The following is a 19,349-nucleotide window of genomic DNA, read 5'->3' on the forward strand; positions in this document are numbered from 1 at the left end:
GTCTGATCAATCGCGGACCGCCTAAGAGTTAATCACTTTAGAGAGGTTGGCGGCCAAAAGGTCGCTGTCGATGGGCTTCATCAGGAAATAGGTCGCCCCGTTTGCAAGGGCGCTGTCTTCCAGACCGGGCTCCGCGTGAGCAGTAACGACGATGACGGGGACGGTCGACCGTTGAACAGTCATGAATTTCGTCAATTCGATGCCGCTGATCCCAGGCATCTGGACATCTGTGATCAGACAGGAGCACTCCTCGAGCGTGCTGGATCTCATGAACTCTTCGGCGGATTCGAAACCACGAGCCTCGTATCCCATCGACCGAACGAGACTGACGAGTGACGAGCACAGTGATCGATCGTCGTCAACAATTCCGACCAAAGTTACCGCTACCACTCCTGAAATCCTTTTTTTCTGTTCCGACGTAGGGGCGCTCGCCCTGCGCCGGCTTATTGCCTGTGGCCTACGCCGAGCAATGGCCTGACCATGTCGGCCATCCGCACGAGATCCGGGAGTGTTCGAGCCTCCATCTTCGTCATGGCGGCGCGGCGATGGATTTTGACCGTGACTATGCTGATACCCAAGTAACCAGCTGTTTGCTTGTTCATCTTTCCAGAGGTTGCAAACATCATCACTTCCTGCTCGCGCGGGGTAAGGCGCGTGAACCGATCATAGATATCCGCAGCCTGATCATTGTTAACGCGTCGGTCATGGTCACGACCAATTGCTGAGGTTATCGCGTCCAGCATGTCCTGATCTCGAAAAGGCTTCGGCAGGAAGTCGACGGCTCCCGCTTTCATGGCGCGTACCGACATCGGAATATCGCCGTGGCCAGTCATGAAGATGACAGGGAGGAAGATGCCAAGACTATTGAGTTGCCCCTGAAATTCTAAGCCACTCACTCCGGGTAGGCGAACGTCCAACACGAGGCAACCCGGTGTGTTGGGCAGAGGTTGACTTGTGAATTCAGTGACCGATCCGTAGGTGCGAGCGTGCAAATCAACTGATCGCAGAAGTCGACAAAGAGTGTACCGTACAGATTCGTCGTCATCGACAATGTGAACCAGGGCTCTATCGGTCAGATCGTGCGTCATGATCTTACTCGGTATTAAGCTGGACGATTTTATCTGCGAAAACATACCATTCGCGCAATATACAGGCTATCACACTTAGGTGTGTTTGGTTGCGCTTGTCAGGCATTTTTCAAGTGACGTGGCGAGCACCCCGAAACAGCGATTATTTCCCGCGATCGAGGCGGCGGCTATCGTGAAGTTGCCGCAAAGGCTTTTCCACCTGCCGTTCAGGTCGCAGATCGTTGGCATTTGATGGGGAATGCCAGCGCGGCATTCCTCGACGTCCTGCGTAAATCCATGCGAGCAATCCGTGCCGCAATTGGTGCTACGACAATCAATTCTAACCTACTCACCTGCACTGAACGGCTGCAATATGACAGCTATCTGAGGAGCGAGGATGTGAATTCGACGATCAGCAAGCTGTGCTCCGATGGCGTTCCAATAAAGGAAATCGTGCGACGAACCGGCTATAGCCGCGGAACAGTGCGCCAGATCGTCCGCTGTCACAGAACCGATGTGTTCCGTGTCAGACAAAGTTCACTTGAGGCCTATCTGCCGCTGTTAGATTAACTCTGGAGATCTGGGCAGCACAACGGCGCTGAACTCTGGCTGCAGCTAAAATGCAAAGGCTTCCGTGGTTGTTCTCGTGTTGTCGGGGAGTGGGCCGCAAGGCGACGGCGGGCCGAGCGGGTCTGCGATCAGCTCACAGCCGCACCTCTCGAAGCCGCTGACATGGTCCGAACTCTGTGGATTGTCGTCGACAGCAGGACAGTAGTCAGTCTCAAGCCTTCATGATGATGTATCACCGATTGTTGTTGACTCCGGTCGACGAAGGGAACAACGAGTGAACAAACAAGGAGGCCTTCTGATGTCGAGCGCTGAGAAATTCATTATCGTGCCATACAAGAAGAACCGCGGAAATCTCGTTCCGGGGGAGATGCGCCAAGCTTCGAATGCTACCTCTGCGGAGAAAATCGCGGCGTCTATGTCGGATAGGTTCGTTGGCGTTGCGGCATATGCAGTAATGGTCGACGAAGAGACCGGTGACATGAGCTCACCCCGACTGCTTGCGAAGCATGGTGAGATCGCCGATCTCAACGCTGCCTGAGTCCGAACGCAAACAGACGGACGGCACGGAAATCGCGGTCACATCGTTCCCTTTCGCAACGCTCGTCACTTGACCCGTTCCGGGATGAGGCTTTGGTTGCCGGCAATTACGTCCCCAATTCCAAGCCCGGCAATTCCGAGTTACTTCGCTGCCGGGACGCTCGGCTCCCACGAGAAGTGATCGCCGTCGGCTGCGATGCGACCCACGCCTGGGAAGGGGAAGTGCGGCGTGAATACGAGTTCGTTGTCTTTCGCTAGTTTCTTCAAGGTGTCGATGCGGTTCTTCTCGCCGCCTTTTTCGTCATTGTCGAACCCAATCAGCCATTCCGGTTTTACAAGCGAGATGATCGAGCTGTGCACCGTGTCTCCGATGTCCAGTAGCTTATCCTTGCCGGATACGATTTCATAGCCGACATGGCCTGGTGTGTGGCCCTTTAAGCTGACCGAAGTTATTTGTGGCACGACCTCCGCGCCCGGCTTGAAGGTCTTCACGTTTCCGTCGATCACCTTGACGATGTTTGCAAGCTGGGCGTTCTTCCTGGCGAATGCCCATTCCGCCGAGGACATGCGGATCGTTGCCTTGGGGAAGGCCAGCTTCCCGTCCTTAACGAGGCCGCCCATGTGGTCGGGATGCGAATGGGTTATCAGAATGTCGGTAACCTCTTCCGGCTTGGTGCCTGACTGAGCGAGGGACTGCTGCAGAGCTCCGCCAACCCCAGTATCGATCAGAATCACGCGCTTTGGCGCTTTGACCAACAACGCGTCTACGCTCAGCGTGACGGCATCGGTGGGCGCGCGTGCTGCCTTTAGTACTTCACCAACTTCCTCTGGGGAGTGTCCGACACCGAAGATCTTGCCGTCGTTCGGCAATACGAACTGGGCGTCGTGCAATGAAACCAGATCGAGGGAGCCAATCTTGAAGGCTTTTGAGTCCGGCTGCTGCGGAGGCATTTGCGCCGAGGCGGAGGCTGCGATAGCCAACGCCAGAGACGAAGCCACGAACAATGTTTTGGAATTCGGCATGACGAGATCCTTTCACGTCGGGCGCGATGAAGTCATTTAGTCCCCATTACCAAGCCAGGTAACCTCGCAAATTCGCGAGGATACCACCGCTGCGATTCTCGCGGATATAATTCAAGGAGCTAAGGTAGGCGTAGGATACCCTACTGCCCACCCAGTTTCCAACTGTCCCCAGACGGGCAAGCTACGCCGTTGAAGCGCGTCATGCCGTCGAGCGATTGCCGACTGGTTACAAAACCGCGACATCCGTCCGGTCCATCGTTACTGGCATCGATCTCTTCGATAACGCCCGCGCTGCCTGTCGATGGGTTGGCCCAAGCGAGCGCGGTTGCACCGACAGCACTGCGACCGACTGTATCTGCGATCACCGCTTGATCGGTCAAAGGCGCCTGGTGCGGGATTGCTGACCGGGCGAGGGGCGTCTCAAGCGGCTCGATATGTGAGCATGCCGTCAAAGCCGCGATGCTCATTGCCGAGATGAAGTGCTTCGGATTCATCGCTCGGATAAAGCGTTTTGCCCTTTATATTTCAAGTTACTAATAGTTCACATTCTGGCGAGGTTTCAGTGATTGCCTTTGCCGGAGAATGCTCCCGCAGCGGACGCGGCCGCGACTTCTCGCGCAACGCTGACGAAGACTGGCCCTTTGGAACGGGCGAAACACGATTTCTGACAGGTCGACTTTAAGGATGGCAGGTCGCTACTGATCCCCTGCCTGCGCGAATGCCCATGCCGTACAGACTTTTCGCGTTTCCATCGATATCGATGAGGCTCGCAGAACATCGCGAAGTACCACGACACCTGCTTCAACGAGGTCTTTGTCCCGTGAATTGGATCGAGCCTTTGAACCGTGGAACAGATTGTTTCGGATGTCCCCCCAGTTCCTCAGGGGACCCGCCGCAGGCATTGGTCACATCGACGATGGTCTTGGCCTGCCAGGTGGGAAGCGCATTCGCGATATCTGGGTGCGACTCGAAACGGACAGCCAAAAAATTGCGGCGGCGTCAGATGCAAAGCTCTTGGGGTCGCGCGTTGTTGCAACGCATACTTCGACGCCGTTACGGGCAAACGCCTTGGCCAGAGCCTGGCCGATATTGCCAAAGCCGATAATTGCGCAGCTCAAAGATTCTCCTTGAACGTAGCCCCCGCGAGGCTCCCTGTTAAGTGACGGTGGAGCAATCGAATTGGCGCCCGGCCGGGCGTAGACCGTTAGACCGGCTGGGCGTGCGTATCAGAGTTGCGCCAGGCCGCCGTCGACGGCGACCTCGCTGGCGGTCATGAAACTGCTGTCCGGCGACGCGAGAAAGGCGGCCACCGCTCCGATCTCCGCCGGATCGGCCATGCGCTGGAGCGGAGTCATCGAGGCGAAAGCCTTCTGGCCCTCCTCGCCTAGCGCTTCCTTCGCGAGTTCGGTCGCCGTCGCTCCAGGCGACAGCACGTTTACCCGGATGCCGGTTCCCTTCAGATCCTCCGCCCAGGTCCGCGCGAGGTTACGCACTGCCGCCTTGCTCGCGCTGTATGCGCTGAATGCCGGGGCGCCAGTGGTGCCCGCGCTCGATCCGGTCAGGATGATCGAACCGCCCTGGCCCATCAACGGCAGCGCCTTTTGGACCGTGAAGATCGTACCCTTCACATTGGTGTCGAAGGTTTCGTCAATGTGCTCAACGGTGATCTTGCCGAGTGGAAGCGGGCTTCCCGCCCCGGCATTGGCGAAGACGATATCGAGGATTCCGCGCTCGGCCTTCACCGCTGCGTAGAGTCGGTCGAGGTCCGCCAGATTGGAGACCGAGCCCTTCATCGCGCGAGCATTCGGCCCGAGGTCGGTCAGAGCTGCGTCGAGCGCTTCCTGCCGTCGGCCGAAAATGAAGACGAAGGCGCCCTCTTCGATGAAGCGCTTTGCCGCTGCGCGGCCGATGCCGGTAGCGCCACCTGTGATCACCGCAGTCTTTCCATTCAGTCTGTTCATGTCATGCATCCTTCGTTGGAATTGTGCGGAAGCTGGAGAAATGCTTACCCTCAAGCTTTTTTCCGATGACTTGTCCTTCCAAGCTCCGCCTTTGGTCGTTCGGAGACGCCCCCGAGAACCTCAACATAGGTCCGCCGGAGTCATGGGTTGAGTGCAGAAGCGCGCACATCGGTGGTGCAAAATTGATCCGGTTGGGCGACTGACGTCAGCTGCGACGATCGGTGTCCGCCGTTCGGAATCCGGCCACGCTCGCCGACATCGGCTATGATGACCGCCGGTACTGCTGTACGATGCGTTAGATACCGGCTTTGGAAGGCGCACCCCGGCGGTGCTGGATTGCACCATGATCGACTGGGATGACGTTCGCTACTTTCTTGCCGTGGCGCGCGGAGGCTCGGTGCGGGCTGCCGCTAAGCGTCTCGGAGTGAACCACTCGACCGTGCTGCGACGCGTTGCCCAACTGGAGGAACGGCTCGGGGCGCAGATGTTCGAAAAGCTGCCTTCGGGCTACCGCCTGACGGCTGCAGGCGAGGAGGTCCTCGAGCTCGCAAATCAGATGGAAGCGTCGTCGCACCAGTTGGAGACGCGTGTCTTCGGGCGGGACCAGAGCGTACGCGGGCTTCTGCGGGTGACGTTGGCACCGACCCTCGCGACACACCTGCTCATGCCGGACTTCGCCGATTTCGCGCATCTGCATCCGGACATCGAGATGGACATCTTGTCGTCCGGCGAGCTGGCGAATCTGACCAACCGAGAGGCCGACGTGGCGATCCGCGTCGTCTACGACCGCAAAACACTGCCGCTCAATCTTCACGGCCTGAAGGGACCGGAGCTGTTCGGAGGCGTCTACATATCCCGCGATCGACTAGCTGCGTGGCGTGCGGGCGTACCGGATCCTATCCGTTGGATCGTCATAAGCATTCATGGAATCCCAGACTGGGCCTACGAAGGTGAGGTTCGCACCGCCGAGGTTCCGTTCAGGGTCACAGATGCCGAGGCGCAGATCGTCGCGGTGCGGCAGGGGATCGGGATGACGACACTGCCGTGCTTCGTCGGAGATGCCGACCCGCTACTGGTGAGGGTGCCAGGCACTGACCTGCACATGTACGGAACGCTCTTCCTTCTCACACAGGGGGAGACACGCAAGACCAAGCGCGTGCGGCTCTTTACGGAGTTCGTATCCCGCAGGCTTGCCGCGTACGGCTCGCTTCTCGCCGGGCTGTCCATATCGCGCGACTGAGGCCGGCAAGTCGCCGGCGACACTTGCCGTCATCCGGTCGGAAGCCGAGCTCCCACTCAGCTGATTTCATTATCGAGTACGGATCGGCGTCGATCGCTCTGATGACCTTTTCGAACTCTGTCGCGTCGAGGCGCCTTCTACCCAGCTGAAATTATCAAACGAACGTTTGGCGCTGACCGATCCGCTGGCCCAACTCGGCTTGAGTAACATTCGCGGCTTTTCAGCCGGCATCAGCCGAAGCTGAGACGTTGAGCGGCGATTGAGGCGAGAACCGACAAGATAGTTGACAGTAAAAGAATGCCAGATGCTGCAAACAGCGAGCCTGTCGCGCCTGGCTCGTCCACAATTCCAGCAACATGACTGATGAGAGAGGCAAATGCTGCTGCCATCGCGACTACGGTTGCCGCACTAAGGAAGATAACGACGGCTACCAAGCCATCCAGCACAACTTCAATAAAGGGGTTTCCATCGTTCACGATTGAACCTCCACGCTCGCTGCGCTATAGGTCGCCACCCATCCTCCGCGAAAAGTTTATAAGCTGCAACCCTGCATCGTCAGGCTGGTGTGGTACGGCCGATGCATCATCAAAGGTGATTCGGCGCGTCTCCAAATTTCGCGCAACGCAGCAATGGCTTCGGTACCTGAAGTATGGGGCGCCCTCCTATCGCCGTCGACGGCCGTCATCGACAGTGAAGTTCCTTCAGCTTGTCATAATGATCCTCGGCCGCTCGGGAAGCCTCAGGCGGACTCAGCCCAGCCTTGCTGCGGCAGGGCTCTGTGCCGGACCTAGAACGCAAATCCGCCGTTCCAGCGCCACCAGTTACTTTTGCCGCTAGTCGTAGTGTCGAGCTGAATCGAGCGACGATGTCCCGGACGTCTTAGCCCGCGAAATCCTGTTTGCCTTCTCCAGGCAAGGTTTCACGCCATGGGTATTTCAGACGAAAGTCGGAGGACATTCCGTCAGGCAGGCCGCTGGAGAGAACAAAAAATTGGATAAAACCTGGGGGCAAGGTCACTAGGCCTGCTCACCCCGAAGTCACTCCGTTTTTGCGGCTGAGCCTTCGGTAAGCGTCCCATCCGCCCGGCATGCCGGTCAGCCACGCTGCTGGACGTAGAGCATGCGCTCGCGTGTCGCGAACCATTCCTCGGCGTAATCGTCGTTCCTGTATTCGTCGAAATAGGGTCCGCCATCCGTGAAATGCACGATCTTGGCGTCATCGCGCTTGTCATATTCGTTGACGAGATAGTTCCAGGTGATGGGTAGCTCGCCGATCAGATCGTCGCCGTCGAGCCACTTGAACTGGTGCAACTGCAGCCCGGTTGCGGTATTGACGTAATCAGGCGTCAGCGCCCTGCATTTCGCGTTATTGAAGAGGATCAGGCTCGACCAATTCTTCTTTTCGTACTTCGTCTGCACCTGGCCGAGAAACTTCGTTTCGACCTTGGGCTGGTAATCGTGCTTCACGCACATGACGGAATAGCGCTCATCGCGTAGCGCCCAGAGCTCGGCAATATCCGTGCGCGCAAGCATGTCGCAATCCATGAACAGGCTCCATCCCTCATACTGACTGAGATAGGGCGTCAGGAAGCGCGAGAAGGAGAACTCGGTCGACTGAAGGGCGTTGCGTTCACGCGTAAACGTGCTTTCGATATTGTGCAGGTAGATCGGCGTGATTCTCACCGGCACGCTCGATTTTTCCAGAATGCTTTGCGATAGCACGTGATGGGCGACAACTTCCTTTGAATCAAAACCAACATAGATGTTGACGATATCGGTCATATCAATTTCTCCTCGGGACGAATTATGTGTTGCTTTCAGGAAGCTTGCTTCTTTTGGCGGTCGAGCGCGCGCTGCTTGCGGGTCTTTGGCCGCGCCTTGCGGAAGGCCTGATCGAGCGCCCGCTGCCATTTGGTTAGTGACATCAGGCTGTCGATGAGGGTCAGCGCATGATCGAGCCGCGTGGAGAGTGCGTCGTTGATCCCCGCCTGGATCTCCTCGCTTTCCGCATCCGGAAAATGCCGGGTCAGAAGGTCGAAGCGTGACGGCCCGGCATGTTCGGCGCTGGTGATGATACCTCTTCGCGCTAGAAGCCCGAAATAGATCCGCTCGAATGTCCAGTCATGAACGTCGAAGACCTTCCAGCGCGCACTCCGTTTCCCGGAAAATCCGGCGAGCACGATCTTCGGTGTCAGCTCAAGCTCGCGCATCCACACAACCAGCGCAAAGCCGCTCGTCGGGATCTTGTCCGGCGGATAGTGCCCGGACATCAGCACCTCGAGATCGCTGTACATGACTGTCGCACCCTTGAATGCGCCGACGGGGCTGAAGCGCTCCTCCGGTGCCGTACGGACATTCAGAACGCCGAGGAACTTGTCAGAAGTGAAGAATTTTAGGACCTCGTCCACCTCTCGCCGATGGACGATATTGGCGCCCATCATGCCGCTGCGCGCCACAAGAACGGCATGCCCGGGAAAACTGTCGTCGAGAACCTTGTAGACCTTGTTGAAGAAGACGAACAACGTATCCCCGGGAAACTCCGTCCGCATCGACTGCGGATCGAGCGCCTCGCTATTGGCGACCAGAACGATGTGCGAATAGCGATTGAAGAATGCGCGCCACGTATCGGCGCCCTGCGTGTGAAAGACGGGGCTTCCGGAATTTTCGGATCCGGGGCTCGTTTCAGCTCTTGGGACCTCACCCGCGCCAAAATGTGCCTTCAGTTGTTGGGCGCGGTTCATCGCGCCGGCGCGCTTGCCGAGCGCCAGGAGATGGTCGGCCGCCTTTCGGAAGCCACTGCGCTGGCTGACAAATCCCGACCACGGCGTTTCCGAAAGCATGCTCGAATAGATCTCGGCATAGGCTGACTGCCCAGCCTGCACTGATAAATGCCACGGCTTGCGGCGTCCGGTGAAATGCAGGATCACAGCATTGCGGATATAGGACATGATACCGGTCTGGACATTCCAGCGGTTGTCCAGCCTTTGCCACGTCCCGCGAAAGGCAATATTGAGAATATCCTGGTCGTTGGAGGCAAAGGATCGCCCTGATCTGAGCAGCGAGCGCGCGATCTCGAAAAAGCCACCGGCCCGGACGGCAGCGCAATCCATGAGAAAGACCCCGGCATTGAAATATCCCGCCCCCGGGTCGAGGCCGAGCTCCCGCTCCAGCTGTCCGATCTTGTCGGGGAAGGCAATGCGGTAGTCGTCAACCGCACCGATCGCCTTGCCGTTGAGATTGACATCGAAGAGTGGATCGACATTGCCGACTGCCAATATATCCGCATCAAGGTAAAGAACGCGCTCCAGCTCCTCGCCCATCAGCTTGTCGAGATAGAGGCGCGCAAGCGTCGACTTGTGCCAGCGGCCTGCCGTCTCGGGCGTATCTGTGGGAAAGGTGAAATCGACGACGTCGATATCGATGCCGTTGACGGCGTTGAAGGTCGCAACCCGAGCTTTCTGGTCCTCAGGCAAATCGATGCCGACGATGATCAGCTTGATATCGTTCCTTTGACTGTTGCGTGCGACAGACAGAAGCGCGCAGCAAGCTGCCGGAAGCATTCGCGCATCCGTGAATACGTATATGGCCTTGCTACGTATAAGAACCGACATCCCACCCCCCTGAGATATACAGTATTGAACGACGACAGGAGCCTTATCGAGATTGGATATTCAATGAAAATTCGGAAAAGCTAGCTGAACTTAACCGCGTTAAGGCTCAAACATTTGCGCGCAAGAGAGGTTTGTCAATGCCATCAGCGGTTTTTACCTTTTTTGGCATTCACGGCAGTGTCACCGACAACCGGCCCGGTGAGGAACGTACGGCCCGCGTGAGCGCAGGCGTCAAGAGCGAGATCGACATCGAGGATCTGCGCGGTGAGAAGATCATCTCATTCTCACGTCAGAACCTCTCCTGCAGCGAGCGCTGGAGCAACCGGCAGCCTCATTAAGTTTTTGGCCATCGACGATCAGGTGTGCGAGCCGGGTCTGTGCAGGAGACAGGCCATAAACCGCGCGCGCTTTCGATCCGGCGCGCCACCATTTCGACATCATCGAAAGAGATCAGCACCCTCCCGTCTTCCAATAGCACCCAGCAATAGAGCGGCGCTCCCACTTCGTCCTCGCCAAGGATCACCGGCCAAGCCTGCTTCGGTACGACGTTTAGAGGGCGCTGGCTCTGAAGCTCGCTGCAGGTCAGGCATAGCGCGTCCCGCATTTCGCCATCGCGCGCACCGTCTTCCCTGCAACCGTCCGGCCGCAGCGACAAGACCCGGGTGCTGGCATGCGACCGATTCCGGCTCCCTGAGATCCATCTCCCCACTCCCAAGATAGCTCACCACAACATCGTTGATGTGCCGAAGCGCGATCGCGCCAGACGGCCGCTCTGCCGATCCACAATGGGATGATCGCGGCGAGGGCGCATTCTGCCAGAAATCAGGGCCTGCTTCTGTCATCCTGCAGCAGGACAAGGCGACGCTTAAAGACATGCAAGGATGAGCCAGCTGAAGTCCTTAGCCGGGAGGCAATCATGGACATGCACAGCCTGGTCGCAGCCAACATGCTAGACAGCAACCATCCCAGAAAGATGAACACCTCGGCAGAGGAGAACCATGACCAGTTGATCCTGTCGCGATCGGTCGACCGGCTTTTCAGAGCAAGTGAGGCGATCACAAGCGCCATCCGCCTGCTGGTCTGCGTCTCCTGTCAATCGACCTTGACAAGCGCGTCCACGTCGAGGCGCTATTGGGCTCGCAACGTCTTAGAAAAACGAGGATAGGATGAGGTTCAGCAGACCGGCAGTCGCAGGCGTGGCAGCGTGTGTGTTTGGTGCGTGCCTTGCGGCATCTCCTGCGCTCACACAGGAAGTCGAGCCGCCCGCTCCATGGGTCAAGCTTACCGGTTCGCATGCCGGAGCGGTCGGAACATGCTCAATGATTGATGCGAGCGACATCGAGGCTTGTTACATGGTCCGGTGCGACGCCAAGAACGGTCTCGTCTTCGAGATAGGCGATGCCACTGTTGGTGAGAACGGCCTGCGATTGGCGCGCTTCGAGATTGGGAGGTACAGAGAGACGATCCGCCTCGACGGGAACAGTCCCGATCGGCGAACGATTGTTCTCTCAAAGCATCCGAAGCTGCTTGCCGCCCTCACATCTGGCGCTGATTTCGCCACTATGTTCGCCATCAAGGCCGGTGAGATAGATTACAGCACCGGCTTTGAACTCACGGGCGCGCGAGACCAGATATCTCGCCTGGCAAAGGGCTGCCCAATAAAGCCGTGACGACGGGCAAGGGTCCCGACCGACCAGGACGCCCGATTGCCCAAATCTGCGTTTTGCGGTCGCGCATCCGATGATGCCCAGGACTGTATTGGCGTTGCGATCGCTTCGAGAAACACGACGCTTTTCGCCCGGACCCTGGCCGTAGAAACCGCATCTGAGATCGGCTGGTCCGGGTCTTATGTAATTTCATTTTTACAATAGTAAATAATCGCTCTGGAACTCCCTCATTTTCGCTATTTCGTTGGTCGAGAGGACAGGAGAAGCGAGCGGGGCATCCGATCAGACTCTGTCGCAAGCTTTTAGAAAGGTTTGAGGCACGGCTTTCGCTCAACACGGTGCAATCGAGGACTTTCCGGCGGTGCGCGGTCGTGTCTATGGTAAGTGATATCGATAGGCTCGATCTCCTCGCCGACCCAGACGAGCCGCGAGACCTGCTCGGCATTGCTGCGTCGAGAAGCGATGCTCGGTGCTCGCTGAAACGTTCTCAAGTTCGGGCGAGGAGGCGATCGTTAGCAGCCGGCGCTTCGTTTCAAGTCGCGGCCCGATCGCCAACCTCTTCCATCTTCACCGCATGCATCTGACTGCTGCCGTTGACCGCGCTACTTGGGTTGCCGCACGCCGACCGCTCTCCAGACCAACGGCACTGATGTACCAGGCACCACCGTGCTCAACCGTCGAGCTCACTCCACTCTTCGCGTAGCAGCGACATCAGAACCAAATCCTCACGGCTTCCATCCTTGAGCCGAAGCGCTTGGCGCATAGTGCCTTCCTGGATGAAGCCGATTCTTCTATAGACATCTTTCGCATGCACATTAGAGGGGAGCAGGTCGAGCCAGAACCGTCCGACATCGTGGAGAGCAAAGACCAGGCGGCAAATCTGACGCAAGAATGCCGATCCGTGGCCCAAGCCCGTCTGCGCCATAGCGATGCGGTGAAGCTGCGCGTTCCTCATGCCGTCATCGTCCAGACGAACCACGGCGAAGCCGACGGGTTCTGCTCCGAGATGGCATAGAAGATAGTTGGTGTTCTTCGTTTCGATCCGTCGCCGATGTTCGTCCGCATCGTAGCTGCCGACCAAAGCGGCATAGCCAGGACTGCGCTCTACCGACATGATGAAAGGAATGTCGGCTTCGGTGGCAGGGATGATTGAAAGAGACTGCGCTGAAGGGGAAGTATCCATATCGTTACTTCTTCCGTTCAGCACTCACGCGGACCGACGGTTTCGAGCGGCGCTTCACGCCAACCTTCGGCTCGGGTCAGGTAGGCAACACTGCGATATCCTGCAACGGCGATCGCAGCGAGGGACCGGTCGAGGCCCACTCCGACGGTCTGCACGCCATGGCTGTCGTCACCGAGGGTGACAGGAATTCCCATTCTCTGGGCGCGTTCGAGAATTTGTGGAAGCGGGTAAACAGGCCCATAGCCATTGCGAATGGCCGCGCAGTTGACGTCGAGCACGGATCCGTTCGCCTTGATGGCGTCGAGCGTCCTGTCAATGGAGCGGACGACCCGATCGGAAAAGGCAAAGCCGGGAGGGTCGTATTTTCGAACGAGATCCATATGCGCGACGATATCGGGCCTCAAGTTATCCACCATATCCGTGACCTGATCGAAATAGGCGAGGCGCAGTTCCTCCATGCCACCGAGATCGGCAGCCAACGCCGCCGTATCGCTTGCGGAGTAGTCGATCCATCTGCCACAGATGTCATGAACGCTGCCGACAATGTAATCGAAGGCATAAGCTTCACGCAGCCGGGTCATCGCTTCCTGCCAGCCTTCTGGCGGCAAAGTCTCCGTTTCAAAGCCGATCAGCAACTCTATCTGCCTGGCACGCGCGTCGCGCAGCCCGAGTGCGCACTTGACGTAGTCCTCGAAAGCTGCAGCAAGCCCCGCGACACCCAACGCTTCTTCTCCGGGATAAAGATCCGCTTCGCGGTAGCGCGGGCAATGCTCACTGAGGCCGTAATGTGTGAAGCCGCGTGTGATTGCAGCATCCACAACCTCTTCCAGCGTGGAGGTCGCGTGATCGCAGAATTCGCCGCTGTGGCCGCCGTGGTAACTGAACCAGACCATTGCTTTATGAGTCTTTTGCGGGGGAACGATAGATCGTGCCGTTGTAATCTTCGATGCGGCTGACCATCAGCCCGTCTATCTCGATGAATTCGGCGCTAGTGTCTGTGTCGTCCAGGGTCAGGATCGTCAGGCCCAAGAGAGCGGCGCCCGGCTGCGCGGGCATCGAATGGTCATAGGTGAGAAAGCTCGATGCCGCGCACCAGATGAACCGGCTTTCCGGCAGGTCGAACTGGACGACGCGGTGCATGTGCCCGGTGACGACGGCCTGAACTTTGTGGTCCTCGATCAGACGGCGCAACCGGGTGCGACCTTCTCGCATCAAAGCCCAGGCCGGCCGGTCAACCTCTTCCCAGTCATTCAGAAAGAGCGGCACATGTGTGAACAGCACAGGCTTGAGCGCTCCGCGAGTTTCCAGAGCCTGCTCCAGCGCTTCCCACTGCGCGGCCTCTTCCGGCAAGCCGGTGTCGATAATCTGGCTGTTGAGGCCGATCAGGCGCCAACCAGGAAACACGTCGCTTTGCCAATGCCAAGGACCGTAAAGCGCTTGCCAATCGGAAAGGCGTTCGGCATTTGCCGGCTGGTGGCTTGCACGCGAGATGTCGCCGACGTCGTGGTTTCCAGGCAAAGCCAGCCACGGCTTCCTCAAGACCCCAAGCGCATTCAGCCCGAAATGCAGGTCTTCTTCCTGCTCGGAGCCCAGCAGGGTAAGGTCGCCAAGGATCACGACAAGATCAACATCTTCGCGCGCATTTACGTCAGCGACGACCTTTTCCCAGTTTGGAACGAAGACAGGATTGGTCGATCCGACGTGCGGGTCGGAGAGAATGGCAATTTTCAAGGTCTGTCGGCCTTTCAGCACTAATGACGTTTCAGGATGACTTTCGCGTTGCGTAAGCGGGTCCTCGCCACGCGCCAAAAATCCACCTGTGATGACGGAGATTATCAAAGGCCGGGGAGCTGGAGCTCCCCGGCCCGTATCGAGTTTTCGTTACTTTGCGGCCATGACGCTGGCGACGTGATCGCGCAGCTTCGGCATCGCATCGTCAGGCGTGATCTTGCCGCGCTGCAGCTGGTCGAGGATCGGGGCTACGCCCTGCCAGATATCCGTTGCGGTGTTATTGGGATATGCAAACCACGGCATTGCGGCATCCATTGACTTGAAGACCGTCTGAAAGTTCGGATGGGCGGCGTAGAAGGATTCCAACGCCTTGGCGGTCTGCCTGTTGGTCGGCATATAACCGCTGGCCTTGGAAACCTCGGCCTGAACCTGCGGGCTGGTCATGTACTTGATGAACTCCCACGCGGCTGCACGCTTGGCCTCGTCATGGGTGAGGATCATCAGCGCGTTGCCGCCTGCAGGAAGTCCGCCCTTTTTTGCGTCGATCAGGGGAAATCGAACGGTGCGCATGGTGAAGCGGTCGCCGATGGCGGTTTCGTAGGCGACAAGATCGGAAGGCGATTCCACGACCATGCCGATCTTGCCGGCAAAGAATTGTTGCTGCGCAGGCTTCGGGTCCGCGTAGACCGACATGCCGGTCTTCGTCGCCATGTCCTGGGTGATACGCAGAGCGTTCATGCCGGCTTCGTTGTCGTAGCCGACGCCGGTCGCCTTGCCGTCCAGCATCTGGTCACCTGCACCCATGACCATCATCTGCCAGTACCAGTCATCGCTAAGACCGCCGACGGAGAAGCCGATGCCGGAGACACCATTGCCGAGCGCGCTGATCTTGGCAGCAAGCTCGATCACGCCCTCCCAGGTGGTAGGGAAGTTGTCGACATTGCCGCCGGCCTTTTCCACCAGTTCCTTGTTGACGTAGAAAAGTGGCAGCGAGGCGGTGAAGGGTACGGCAAACTGCTTGCCGTCGACCTTTGCGAGATCGAGAATGGCCGGGGCATAGTTAGCCGCTGTCCAATCCGCGCCCTGCTTTGCGAACATGGCATCGAGCGGGGTTGCTTCGCCGCGATCCTGCATCACACCGACGATCGTCGGCAGCGAGGAATAAGAGGAAAGATAGACGTCCGGCGCGGAGTTGGTCATCATGCCGCGGATGACGGTCTGGTCGCCGGCACTATAGTTTTCGGCAGGCGCTTGCTCGTTGATCACGATGTCGGGATGAGCATCCTTGAAACCCTTGAGAATGGGCTCCATAAATGCCAGACGGGAATGATAAAAGTTCAGTGTCACTGGGTCGGCGGCATGAGCCGATACGGTGCCGGCAATGGTCAGGGCGGCAGCCGTAAGGAGGTTCGTCACTTTCATGGTCGTTCCTTTGGAGCGAGGTTGTCTTGACTTGAGGGTCCGTCCGGTTGCCGCCGGACGGACCCATTTCATTTTACGCCCGTCATTGTCACGCCTTGGACGAACCTGCGCTGCGCAACGAGGAACATCAGGATCAGCGGGGCAGTAACGAGGGTAGCGCAGGCCATGAGAGGCCCGAAGCTGTCGCCGCCTTCCTGGCTCCTGAAGAACAGCAGGCCAAGGGTAGGCGGAGACAGATCGATGGATCTGATGACGATCATCGGCCAATAGAGATCATTCCAGTGGAAGGTGATCGAGAAGATCGCAAAGGCGGCAATGGCGGGCGTCATCGCGGGCAGGATGATGCGCACCATGATGTCCATTTCGCCCATGCCGTCCAGCCGCGCGGCCATGAGGATTTCATCTGGGAATGAGCGGAAGAACTGGTGAAAGAGGAAGATTGCAAAGCCGGAGGTCAGGTAGGGAATGATGACACCCAGGTAGGTGTCCGTCAGTCCAAGCTTGGCAAGGACGATGAAGATCGGCAGTGCGGTCGCCTGCGCGGGCACCGAGAGTGTCAGAAGCACGATTGCGAAGATCATGCGCCTGCCGCGGAATTCGAACTTTGCCAGTGCGTAGGCGCACGTCACGGTCGTCAGGATCTGAAACAGCAGGATGCCGCCGGTCATGATGACGCCGTTCAGCATGAAGCGCGGCAGGGGCGATTCAAACAGCGCTCGGCCGTAATTTTCGGAGATGGAGGTCAGGATCGGCGTTTGCTCGTGCATAGCACCGAAGATTTCGCCCGGAGCCTGCGTGGAGGCTCTCCACATCCAATAGAACGGATAGATCATCAGGAAGGCGCCAGCCATCAGAACGGTATGTGCACCGATCGGGCGGAGAAAAAGCCGGAACATCAAAAGTGCGCCTTCCTGTTGGTGAATACGACCTGGAGGATTGAAAACGCACCAATCAGGATGAGGTAGACCACCGTGAGCGCGCTGCCATATCCCGCTTTCAGCCCGACGAAAGTATCCATGTTGATCTTGTGCAGGAGCATTTCCGTTGCGCCGTAAGGACCACCGTTAGTGAGAACGGCCACAGTGTCGAAAACCTGGAAAGACTGGATGCAGCTCAGGACAACGACGACAATTGTGGTTGGCGCCAGCAGCGGCCAGATGATGTAGCGCAACCTGTCCAGGAACCCGTCGATCCCATCCAGGGTAGCTGCTTCGCGCAAATCCTTGGAAATCAGCGTGAAACCGGCAAGAAACAGAATGAGGTTGAAGCCGAGCAGATGCCAGATGCCGATGATCGCAAGCCCGACCAAGGCGAGCGTTCCTGACGCGAAGAAGTCGAGTGGCGGCAGTCCGAGGGTGCTGAGTAGCCCGGCCAATGGTCCGATATGCCCATTGAGCAGATAGCTCCAGACGATCGACATCGCTGTCAGCGTCGACGTCACCGGCAGGAAGTAGATTATCTCGTAGAGGCGGCGTGAGCGCACGCGACCATCGAGCAGCATGGCAAGGAATAGTGCGCCAAAGACCGATACGGGCACGACGATCGCGGTGTAGATTGCGCTGTTGCGCAGCGCTCCCCAGAACCAGGGATCCGCCAGCATCCGGACATAATTGCCGGCGCCGATGAAGTTGAGTGTTACGCGTCCTAGGCGATAATCGGTGAGGCTGACGACGAATACGACGAAGATCGGTGCGATTACAGTGGCAATCAAAAGCAGAAAGGCCGGCGCCGCGAAGGCGCGAGCGATCGAGGCGTGGCTCAAACCCTTGGGCCGGACGGCCTGGATGCCATCCAGCGTATCAGAGGACAGCTTCATGACGCGGCTCTTCAGGCTGTTGGGCGTTGACGCCGAGGTCCGTTACCCTTCGGCCTGCGGCGTCGAAAAGCAGGGCGGCATCCGACACGATCCGCAGTGCTAACCGCTTTCCGACACTGGCTCCGTGTCCAAGGCGGGCGAAGGTCTCGGGGCGCAACTGCATACGGATCCAGCCGGCACCGATCCGGCTTCCATCGCAGCGTATACCCACCTCGTTGCCGGCAAATTCCACCTGCACGATAGGCAGGGAAAAATCACCGCTGCCCTCCGATGCCGGCTCCAGTGCTTCCGGCCTGACGGAAAGCGTATAGGCTCCGTCTGCAACATTGCGCAGCTTCAGTCGCAATGGCTGATCATTGATCAGCACATTCCCACCGAGGATATGTACCGGGATTTCGTTGATAGCGGCCATGCCGACGAAACGGGCGACCGAGAGATAGTCCGGGCGGTTGTAGATCTCGTCGGGAGTACCACATTGCCGGATTTCCCCACCTTCCATGACGGCGATCCGGTCCGACATCGCCATCGCTTCGGTCTGATCGTGAGTCACATAGATGAAGGTGATGCCAGTCCGACGGTGAAGATCCACGATCTCCTCGCGCAGCTGAATCCGCAGCTTGGCGTCAAGATTCGACAGCGGTTCGTCCATCAGGAAAACAGCGGGATGGCGGACCATTGCCCGCCCAACGGCCACCCTCTGTCGCTGCCCTCCGGAAAGTTGGGAAGGCTTGCGATCGAGGAATGCCTCCAAATCCAGTTGCCTTGCAACGGTGTCAATTTCCTTGGCGATATCGTCCCGGATATTTCGAACGCCCGATGACAGCAGGCGGGCACCCGGCAGACGCTGCAGGAACGAAAGCCGCGCCATTTCCAACGGCACGCCGATATTGGACCGGACGCTCATGTGCGGATAGAGCGCATAGGATTGAAAGACCATCGCAATATCGCGCGCTTTGGGCGGCAGAGGCGCAATGTCGCGATCGCCAATCAGGATTTGCCCGGCGCTGGCAGCCTCGAAACCCGCAATCAGGCGCAGCAATGTCGATTTCCCGCATCCAGAAGGTCCAAGCAAGGTCAGGAATTCGCCCTCGCGGATATTCAGATTGATGCGTTGAAGCACTTGCGTACGGTCGAACCGCTTCTCGAGATCTATAATCCTGATGGACTGACCGGCCATGTGCGGCATCGCTCCTGCTGTTCAAGGCTTTTGCTCGCCGGCCAAAAAGACATAACCGCACTTCGACCGGGTAAAGCGATGGCGCCTCTCTAGGGTTTGTTTCTAACAAGCAGATGACAGGACATCCGGAAATCATAATAAATTATCAATATTTTTCATTGGCATAAGAGGAATAAATAACGCCAAGGTTACTTATATGATGGCTTGCGATATCTTATTCTGTTACATGAGCCACGACATATCCGGCTGTTTGCGTTGAACATTTTGGAGACTTGCAAGCGGTGGGGGGCAGCCTCAATGAGAGTTCTGCGAGAGTTCTGCTGAGATACGCAAGTGAGAGATAGT

Annotated in this window: 20 protein-coding genes and 3 pseudogenes; 6 read left to right on the forward strand and 17 right to left on the reverse strand. The window is 57.9% G+C overall.

From position 1 onward, the window contains the following. Nucleotides 1–21: 21 nt before the first annotated feature. Entirely contained in the window at nucleotides 22–390 is a 369-nt protein-coding gene (locus tag AC1DM5_RS33420; RefSeq protein WP_477976705.1) for a response regulator transcription factor, read from the reverse strand. Nucleotides 391–443: 53 nt separating this feature from the next. After that, nucleotides 444–1,088 carry a response regulator transcription factor gene (locus AC1DM5_RS33425; RefSeq protein WP_477823373.1) on the reverse strand — a complete coding sequence of 215 codons (645 nt, stop codon included), beginning with the start codon at nucleotides 1,086–1,088 and terminating at the stop codon, nucleotides 444–446. 123 nt (nucleotides 1,089–1,211) lie between these two features. On the opposite strand from AC1DM5_RS33425, the pseudogene AC1DM5_RS33430 reads away from it, so the two are divergent. Continuing rightward, nucleotides 1,212–1,769, forward strand: a pseudogene (locus AC1DM5_RS33430) (ISL3 family transposase); the annotation flags it as partial. Nucleotides 1,770–1,935: 166 nt separating this feature from the next. Further along, the gene (locus tag AC1DM5_RS33435) at nucleotides 1,936–2,175 is read left to right on the forward strand and encodes a hypothetical protein (protein ID WP_113325434.1); all 240 of its coding nucleotides are present in this window, start codon (nucleotides 1,936–1,938) and stop codon (nucleotides 2,173–2,175) included. Nucleotides 2,176–2,315: 140 nt separating this feature from the next. Here the strand turns inward: AC1DM5_RS33435 and AC1DM5_RS33440 are convergent, their stop codons facing one another. The 4 genes and pseudogenes from AC1DM5_RS33440 to AC1DM5_RS33455 form a co-directional block, all read right to left on the reverse strand. After that, nucleotides 2,316–3,197, reverse strand: coding sequence for an MBL fold metallo-hydrolase (locus AC1DM5_RS33440; RefSeq protein WP_477823374.1), 882 nt, complete (start codon nucleotides 3,195–3,197; stop codon nucleotides 2,316–2,318). Between the two features lie 140 nt (nucleotides 3,198–3,337). Next, nucleotides 3,338–3,691 (reverse strand): RT0821/Lpp0805 family surface protein, encoded by a 354-nt coding sequence (locus AC1DM5_RS33445; RefSeq protein ID WP_477976707.1) that lies wholly within the window; start codon nucleotides 3,689–3,691, stop codon nucleotides 3,338–3,340. Nucleotides 3,692–4,058: 367 nt separating this feature from the next. After that, nucleotides 4,059–4,315 (reverse strand): annotated as a pseudogene (locus tag AC1DM5_RS33450) (NAD(P)-binding domain-containing protein); the annotation flags it as partial. Nucleotides 4,316–4,423: 108 nt separating this feature from the next. Then, nucleotides 4,424–5,158 carry an SDR family NAD(P)-dependent oxidoreductase gene (locus AC1DM5_RS33455; protein ID WP_477823376.1) on the reverse strand — a complete coding sequence of 245 codons (735 nt, stop codon included), beginning with the start codon at nucleotides 5,156–5,158 and terminating at the stop codon, nucleotides 4,424–4,426. A 343-nt stretch (nucleotides 5,159–5,501) separates the two neighbouring features. On the opposite strand from AC1DM5_RS33455, the gene AC1DM5_RS33460 reads away from it, so the two are divergent. Then, complete coding sequence (locus tag AC1DM5_RS33460; protein ID WP_477823377.1) at nucleotides 5,502–6,398, forward strand: LysR family transcriptional regulator; 897 nt, start codon at nucleotides 5,502–5,504, stop codon at nucleotides 6,396–6,398. Between the two features lie 230 nt (nucleotides 6,399–6,628). Here the strand turns inward: AC1DM5_RS33460 and AC1DM5_RS33465 are convergent, their stop codons facing one another. The 3 genes from AC1DM5_RS33465 to AC1DM5_RS33475 all read right to left on the reverse strand — a co-directional run bounded on the left by AC1DM5_RS33465 (nucleotide 6,629) and on the right by AC1DM5_RS33475 (nucleotide 9,957). Beyond that, nucleotides 6,629–6,874 (reverse strand): hypothetical protein, encoded by a 246-nt coding sequence (locus AC1DM5_RS33465; protein ID WP_477823378.1) that lies wholly within the window; start codon nucleotides 6,872–6,874, stop codon nucleotides 6,629–6,631. A 618-nt stretch (nucleotides 6,875–7,492) separates the two neighbouring features. Beyond that, on the reverse strand, nucleotides 7,493–8,179 hold the full coding sequence (locus AC1DM5_RS33470) for a glycosyltransferase (RefSeq protein WP_477823379.1): 687 nt from the start codon (nucleotides 8,177–8,179) through the stop codon (nucleotides 7,493–7,495). Between the two features lie 35 nt (nucleotides 8,180–8,214). Further along, a complete protein-coding gene (locus AC1DM5_RS33475; RefSeq protein ID WP_477976709.1) occupies nucleotides 8,215–9,957 on the reverse strand; it encodes a glycosyltransferase family 8 protein in 1,743 nt (580 codons plus the stop codon). A 188-nt stretch (nucleotides 9,958–10,145) separates the two neighbouring features. Here AC1DM5_RS33475 and AC1DM5_RS33480 point away from each other — a divergent pair, with 188 nt between their 5' ends. Next, the gene (locus tag AC1DM5_RS33480) at nucleotides 10,146–10,346 is read left to right on the forward strand and encodes a hypothetical protein (protein ID WP_477823397.1); all 201 of its coding nucleotides are present in this window, start codon (nucleotides 10,146–10,148) and stop codon (nucleotides 10,344–10,346) included. Here AC1DM5_RS33480 and AC1DM5_RS33485 read toward each other — a convergent pair. Then, a pseudogene (locus AC1DM5_RS33485) lies at nucleotides 10,333–10,673 on the reverse strand (LuxR family transcriptional regulator); the annotation flags it as partial. The gene AC1DM5_RS33480 and the pseudogene AC1DM5_RS33485 overlap by 14 nt on opposite strands. A 251-nt stretch (nucleotides 10,674–10,924) precedes the next feature. Between AC1DM5_RS33485 and AC1DM5_RS33490 the strand changes: the two are divergent. Continuing rightward, the gene (locus tag AC1DM5_RS33490) at nucleotides 10,925–11,173 is read left to right on the forward strand and encodes a hypothetical protein (RefSeq protein WP_477823381.1); all 249 of its coding nucleotides are present in this window, start codon (nucleotides 10,925–10,927) and stop codon (nucleotides 11,171–11,173) included. A 154-nt stretch (nucleotides 11,174–11,327) separates the two neighbouring features. Further along, a complete protein-coding gene (locus AC1DM5_RS33495; RefSeq protein WP_477823382.1) occupies nucleotides 11,328–11,678 on the forward strand; it encodes a hypothetical protein in 351 nt (116 codons plus the stop codon). Nucleotides 11,679–12,345: 667 nt separating this feature from the next. Here the strand turns inward: AC1DM5_RS33495 and AC1DM5_RS33500 are convergent. From AC1DM5_RS33500 to AC1DM5_RS33530, 7 genes are all read right to left on the reverse strand, one after another. Then, a complete protein-coding gene (locus tag AC1DM5_RS33500; RefSeq protein WP_477823383.1) occupies nucleotides 12,346–12,858 on the reverse strand; it encodes a GNAT family N-acetyltransferase in 513 nt (170 codons plus the stop codon). Between the two features lie 17 nt (nucleotides 12,859–12,875). Beyond that, complete coding sequence (locus AC1DM5_RS33505) at nucleotides 12,876–13,751, reverse strand: histidinol-phosphatase (protein ID WP_477823384.1); 876 nt, start codon at nucleotides 13,749–13,751, stop codon at nucleotides 12,876–12,878. Nucleotides 13,752–13,755: 4 nt separating this feature from the next. After that, the gene (locus tag AC1DM5_RS33510; protein ID WP_477823385.1) at nucleotides 13,756–14,667 is read right to left on the reverse strand and encodes a metallophosphoesterase family protein; all 912 of its coding nucleotides are present in this window, start codon (nucleotides 14,665–14,667) and stop codon (nucleotides 13,756–13,758) included. 72 nt (nucleotides 14,668–14,739) lie between these two features. Then, nucleotides 14,740–16,011, reverse strand: coding sequence for an ABC transporter substrate-binding protein (locus tag AC1DM5_RS33515; protein WP_477823386.1), 1,272 nt, complete (start codon nucleotides 16,009–16,011; stop codon nucleotides 14,740–14,742). 68 nt (nucleotides 16,012–16,079) lie between these two features. Further along, a complete protein-coding gene (locus AC1DM5_RS33520) occupies nucleotides 16,080–16,907 on the reverse strand; it encodes a carbohydrate ABC transporter permease (RefSeq protein ID WP_477823387.1) in 828 nt (275 codons plus the stop codon). Further along, entirely contained in the window at nucleotides 16,907–17,827 is a 921-nt protein-coding gene (locus tag AC1DM5_RS33525) for a carbohydrate ABC transporter permease (RefSeq protein WP_477976711.1), read from the reverse strand. Before AC1DM5_RS33525 ends, AC1DM5_RS33520 begins: the two co-directional genes overlap by 1 nt. Further along, entirely contained in the window at nucleotides 17,811–19,004 is a 1,194-nt protein-coding gene (locus tag AC1DM5_RS33530; protein WP_477823389.1) for an ABC transporter ATP-binding protein, read from the reverse strand. Before AC1DM5_RS33530 ends, AC1DM5_RS33525 begins: the two co-directional genes overlap by 17 nt. Between the last annotated feature and the right edge of the window lie 345 nt (nucleotides 19,005–19,349).

The organism is Rhizobium sp. 01T437 (genome assembly GCF_056398505.1).

Bases quoted from the DNA above. Each gene is read 5' to 3' on its own strand.
- AC1DM5_RS33425 (WP_477823373.1), bottom strand. From the start codon at position 1,088: ATGACGCACGATCTGACCGATAGAGCCCTGGTTCACATTGTCGATGAC.
- AC1DM5_RS33435 (WP_113325434.1), top strand. From the start codon at position 1,936: ATGTCGAGCGCTGAGAAATTCATTATCGTGCCATACAAGAAGAACCGC.
- AC1DM5_RS33440 (WP_477823374.1), bottom strand. From the start codon at position 3,197: ATGCCGAATTCCAAAACATTGTTCGTGGCTTCGTCTCTGGCGTTGGCT.
- AC1DM5_RS33445 (WP_477976707.1), bottom strand. From the start codon at position 3,691: ATGAATCCGAAGCACTTCATCTCGGCAATGAGCATCGCGGCTTTGACG.
- AC1DM5_RS33455 (WP_477823376.1), bottom strand. From the start codon at position 5,158: ATGAACAGACTGAATGGAAAGACTGCGGTGATCACAGGTGGCGCTACC.
- AC1DM5_RS33460 (WP_477823377.1), top strand. From the start codon at position 5,502: ATGATCGACTGGGATGACGTTCGCTACTTTCTTGCCGTGGCGCGCGGA.
- AC1DM5_RS33470 (WP_477823379.1), bottom strand. From the start codon at position 8,179: ATGACCGATATCGTCAACATCTATGTTGGTTTTGATTCAAAGGAAGTT.
- AC1DM5_RS33475 (WP_477976709.1), bottom strand. From the start codon at position 9,957: ATGCTTCCGGCAGCTTGCTGCGCGCTTCTGTCTGTCGCACGCAACAGT.
- AC1DM5_RS33480 (WP_477823397.1), top strand. From the start codon at position 10,146: ATGCCATCAGCGGTTTTTACCTTTTTTGGCATTCACGGCAGTGTCACC.
- AC1DM5_RS33490 (WP_477823381.1), top strand. From the start codon at position 10,925: ATGGACATGCACAGCCTGGTCGCAGCCAACATGCTAGACAGCAACCAT.
- AC1DM5_RS33495 (WP_477823382.1), top strand. From the start codon at position 11,328: ATGATTGATGCGAGCGACATCGAGGCTTGTTACATGGTCCGGTGCGAC.
- AC1DM5_RS33500 (WP_477823383.1), bottom strand. From the start codon at position 12,858: ATGGATACTTCCCCTTCAGCGCAGTCTCTTTCAATCATCCCTGCCACC.
- AC1DM5_RS33505 (WP_477823384.1), bottom strand. From the start codon at position 13,751: ATGGTCTGGTTCAGTTACCACGGCGGCCACAGCGGCGAATTCTGCGAT.
- AC1DM5_RS33515 (WP_477823386.1), bottom strand. From the start codon at position 16,011: ATGAAAGTGACGAACCTCCTTACGGCTGCCGCCCTGACCATTGCCGGC.
- AC1DM5_RS33520 (WP_477823387.1), bottom strand. From the start codon at position 16,907: ATGTTCCGGCTTTTTCTCCGCCCGATCGGTGCACATACCGTTCTGATG.
- AC1DM5_RS33525 (WP_477976711.1), bottom strand. From the start codon at position 17,827: ATGAAGCTGTCCTCTGATACGCTGGATGGCATCCAGGCCGTCCGGCCC.
- AC1DM5_RS33530 (WP_477823389.1), bottom strand. From the start codon at position 19,004: ATGGCCGGTCAGTCCATCAGGATTATAGATCTCGAGAAGCGGTTCGAC.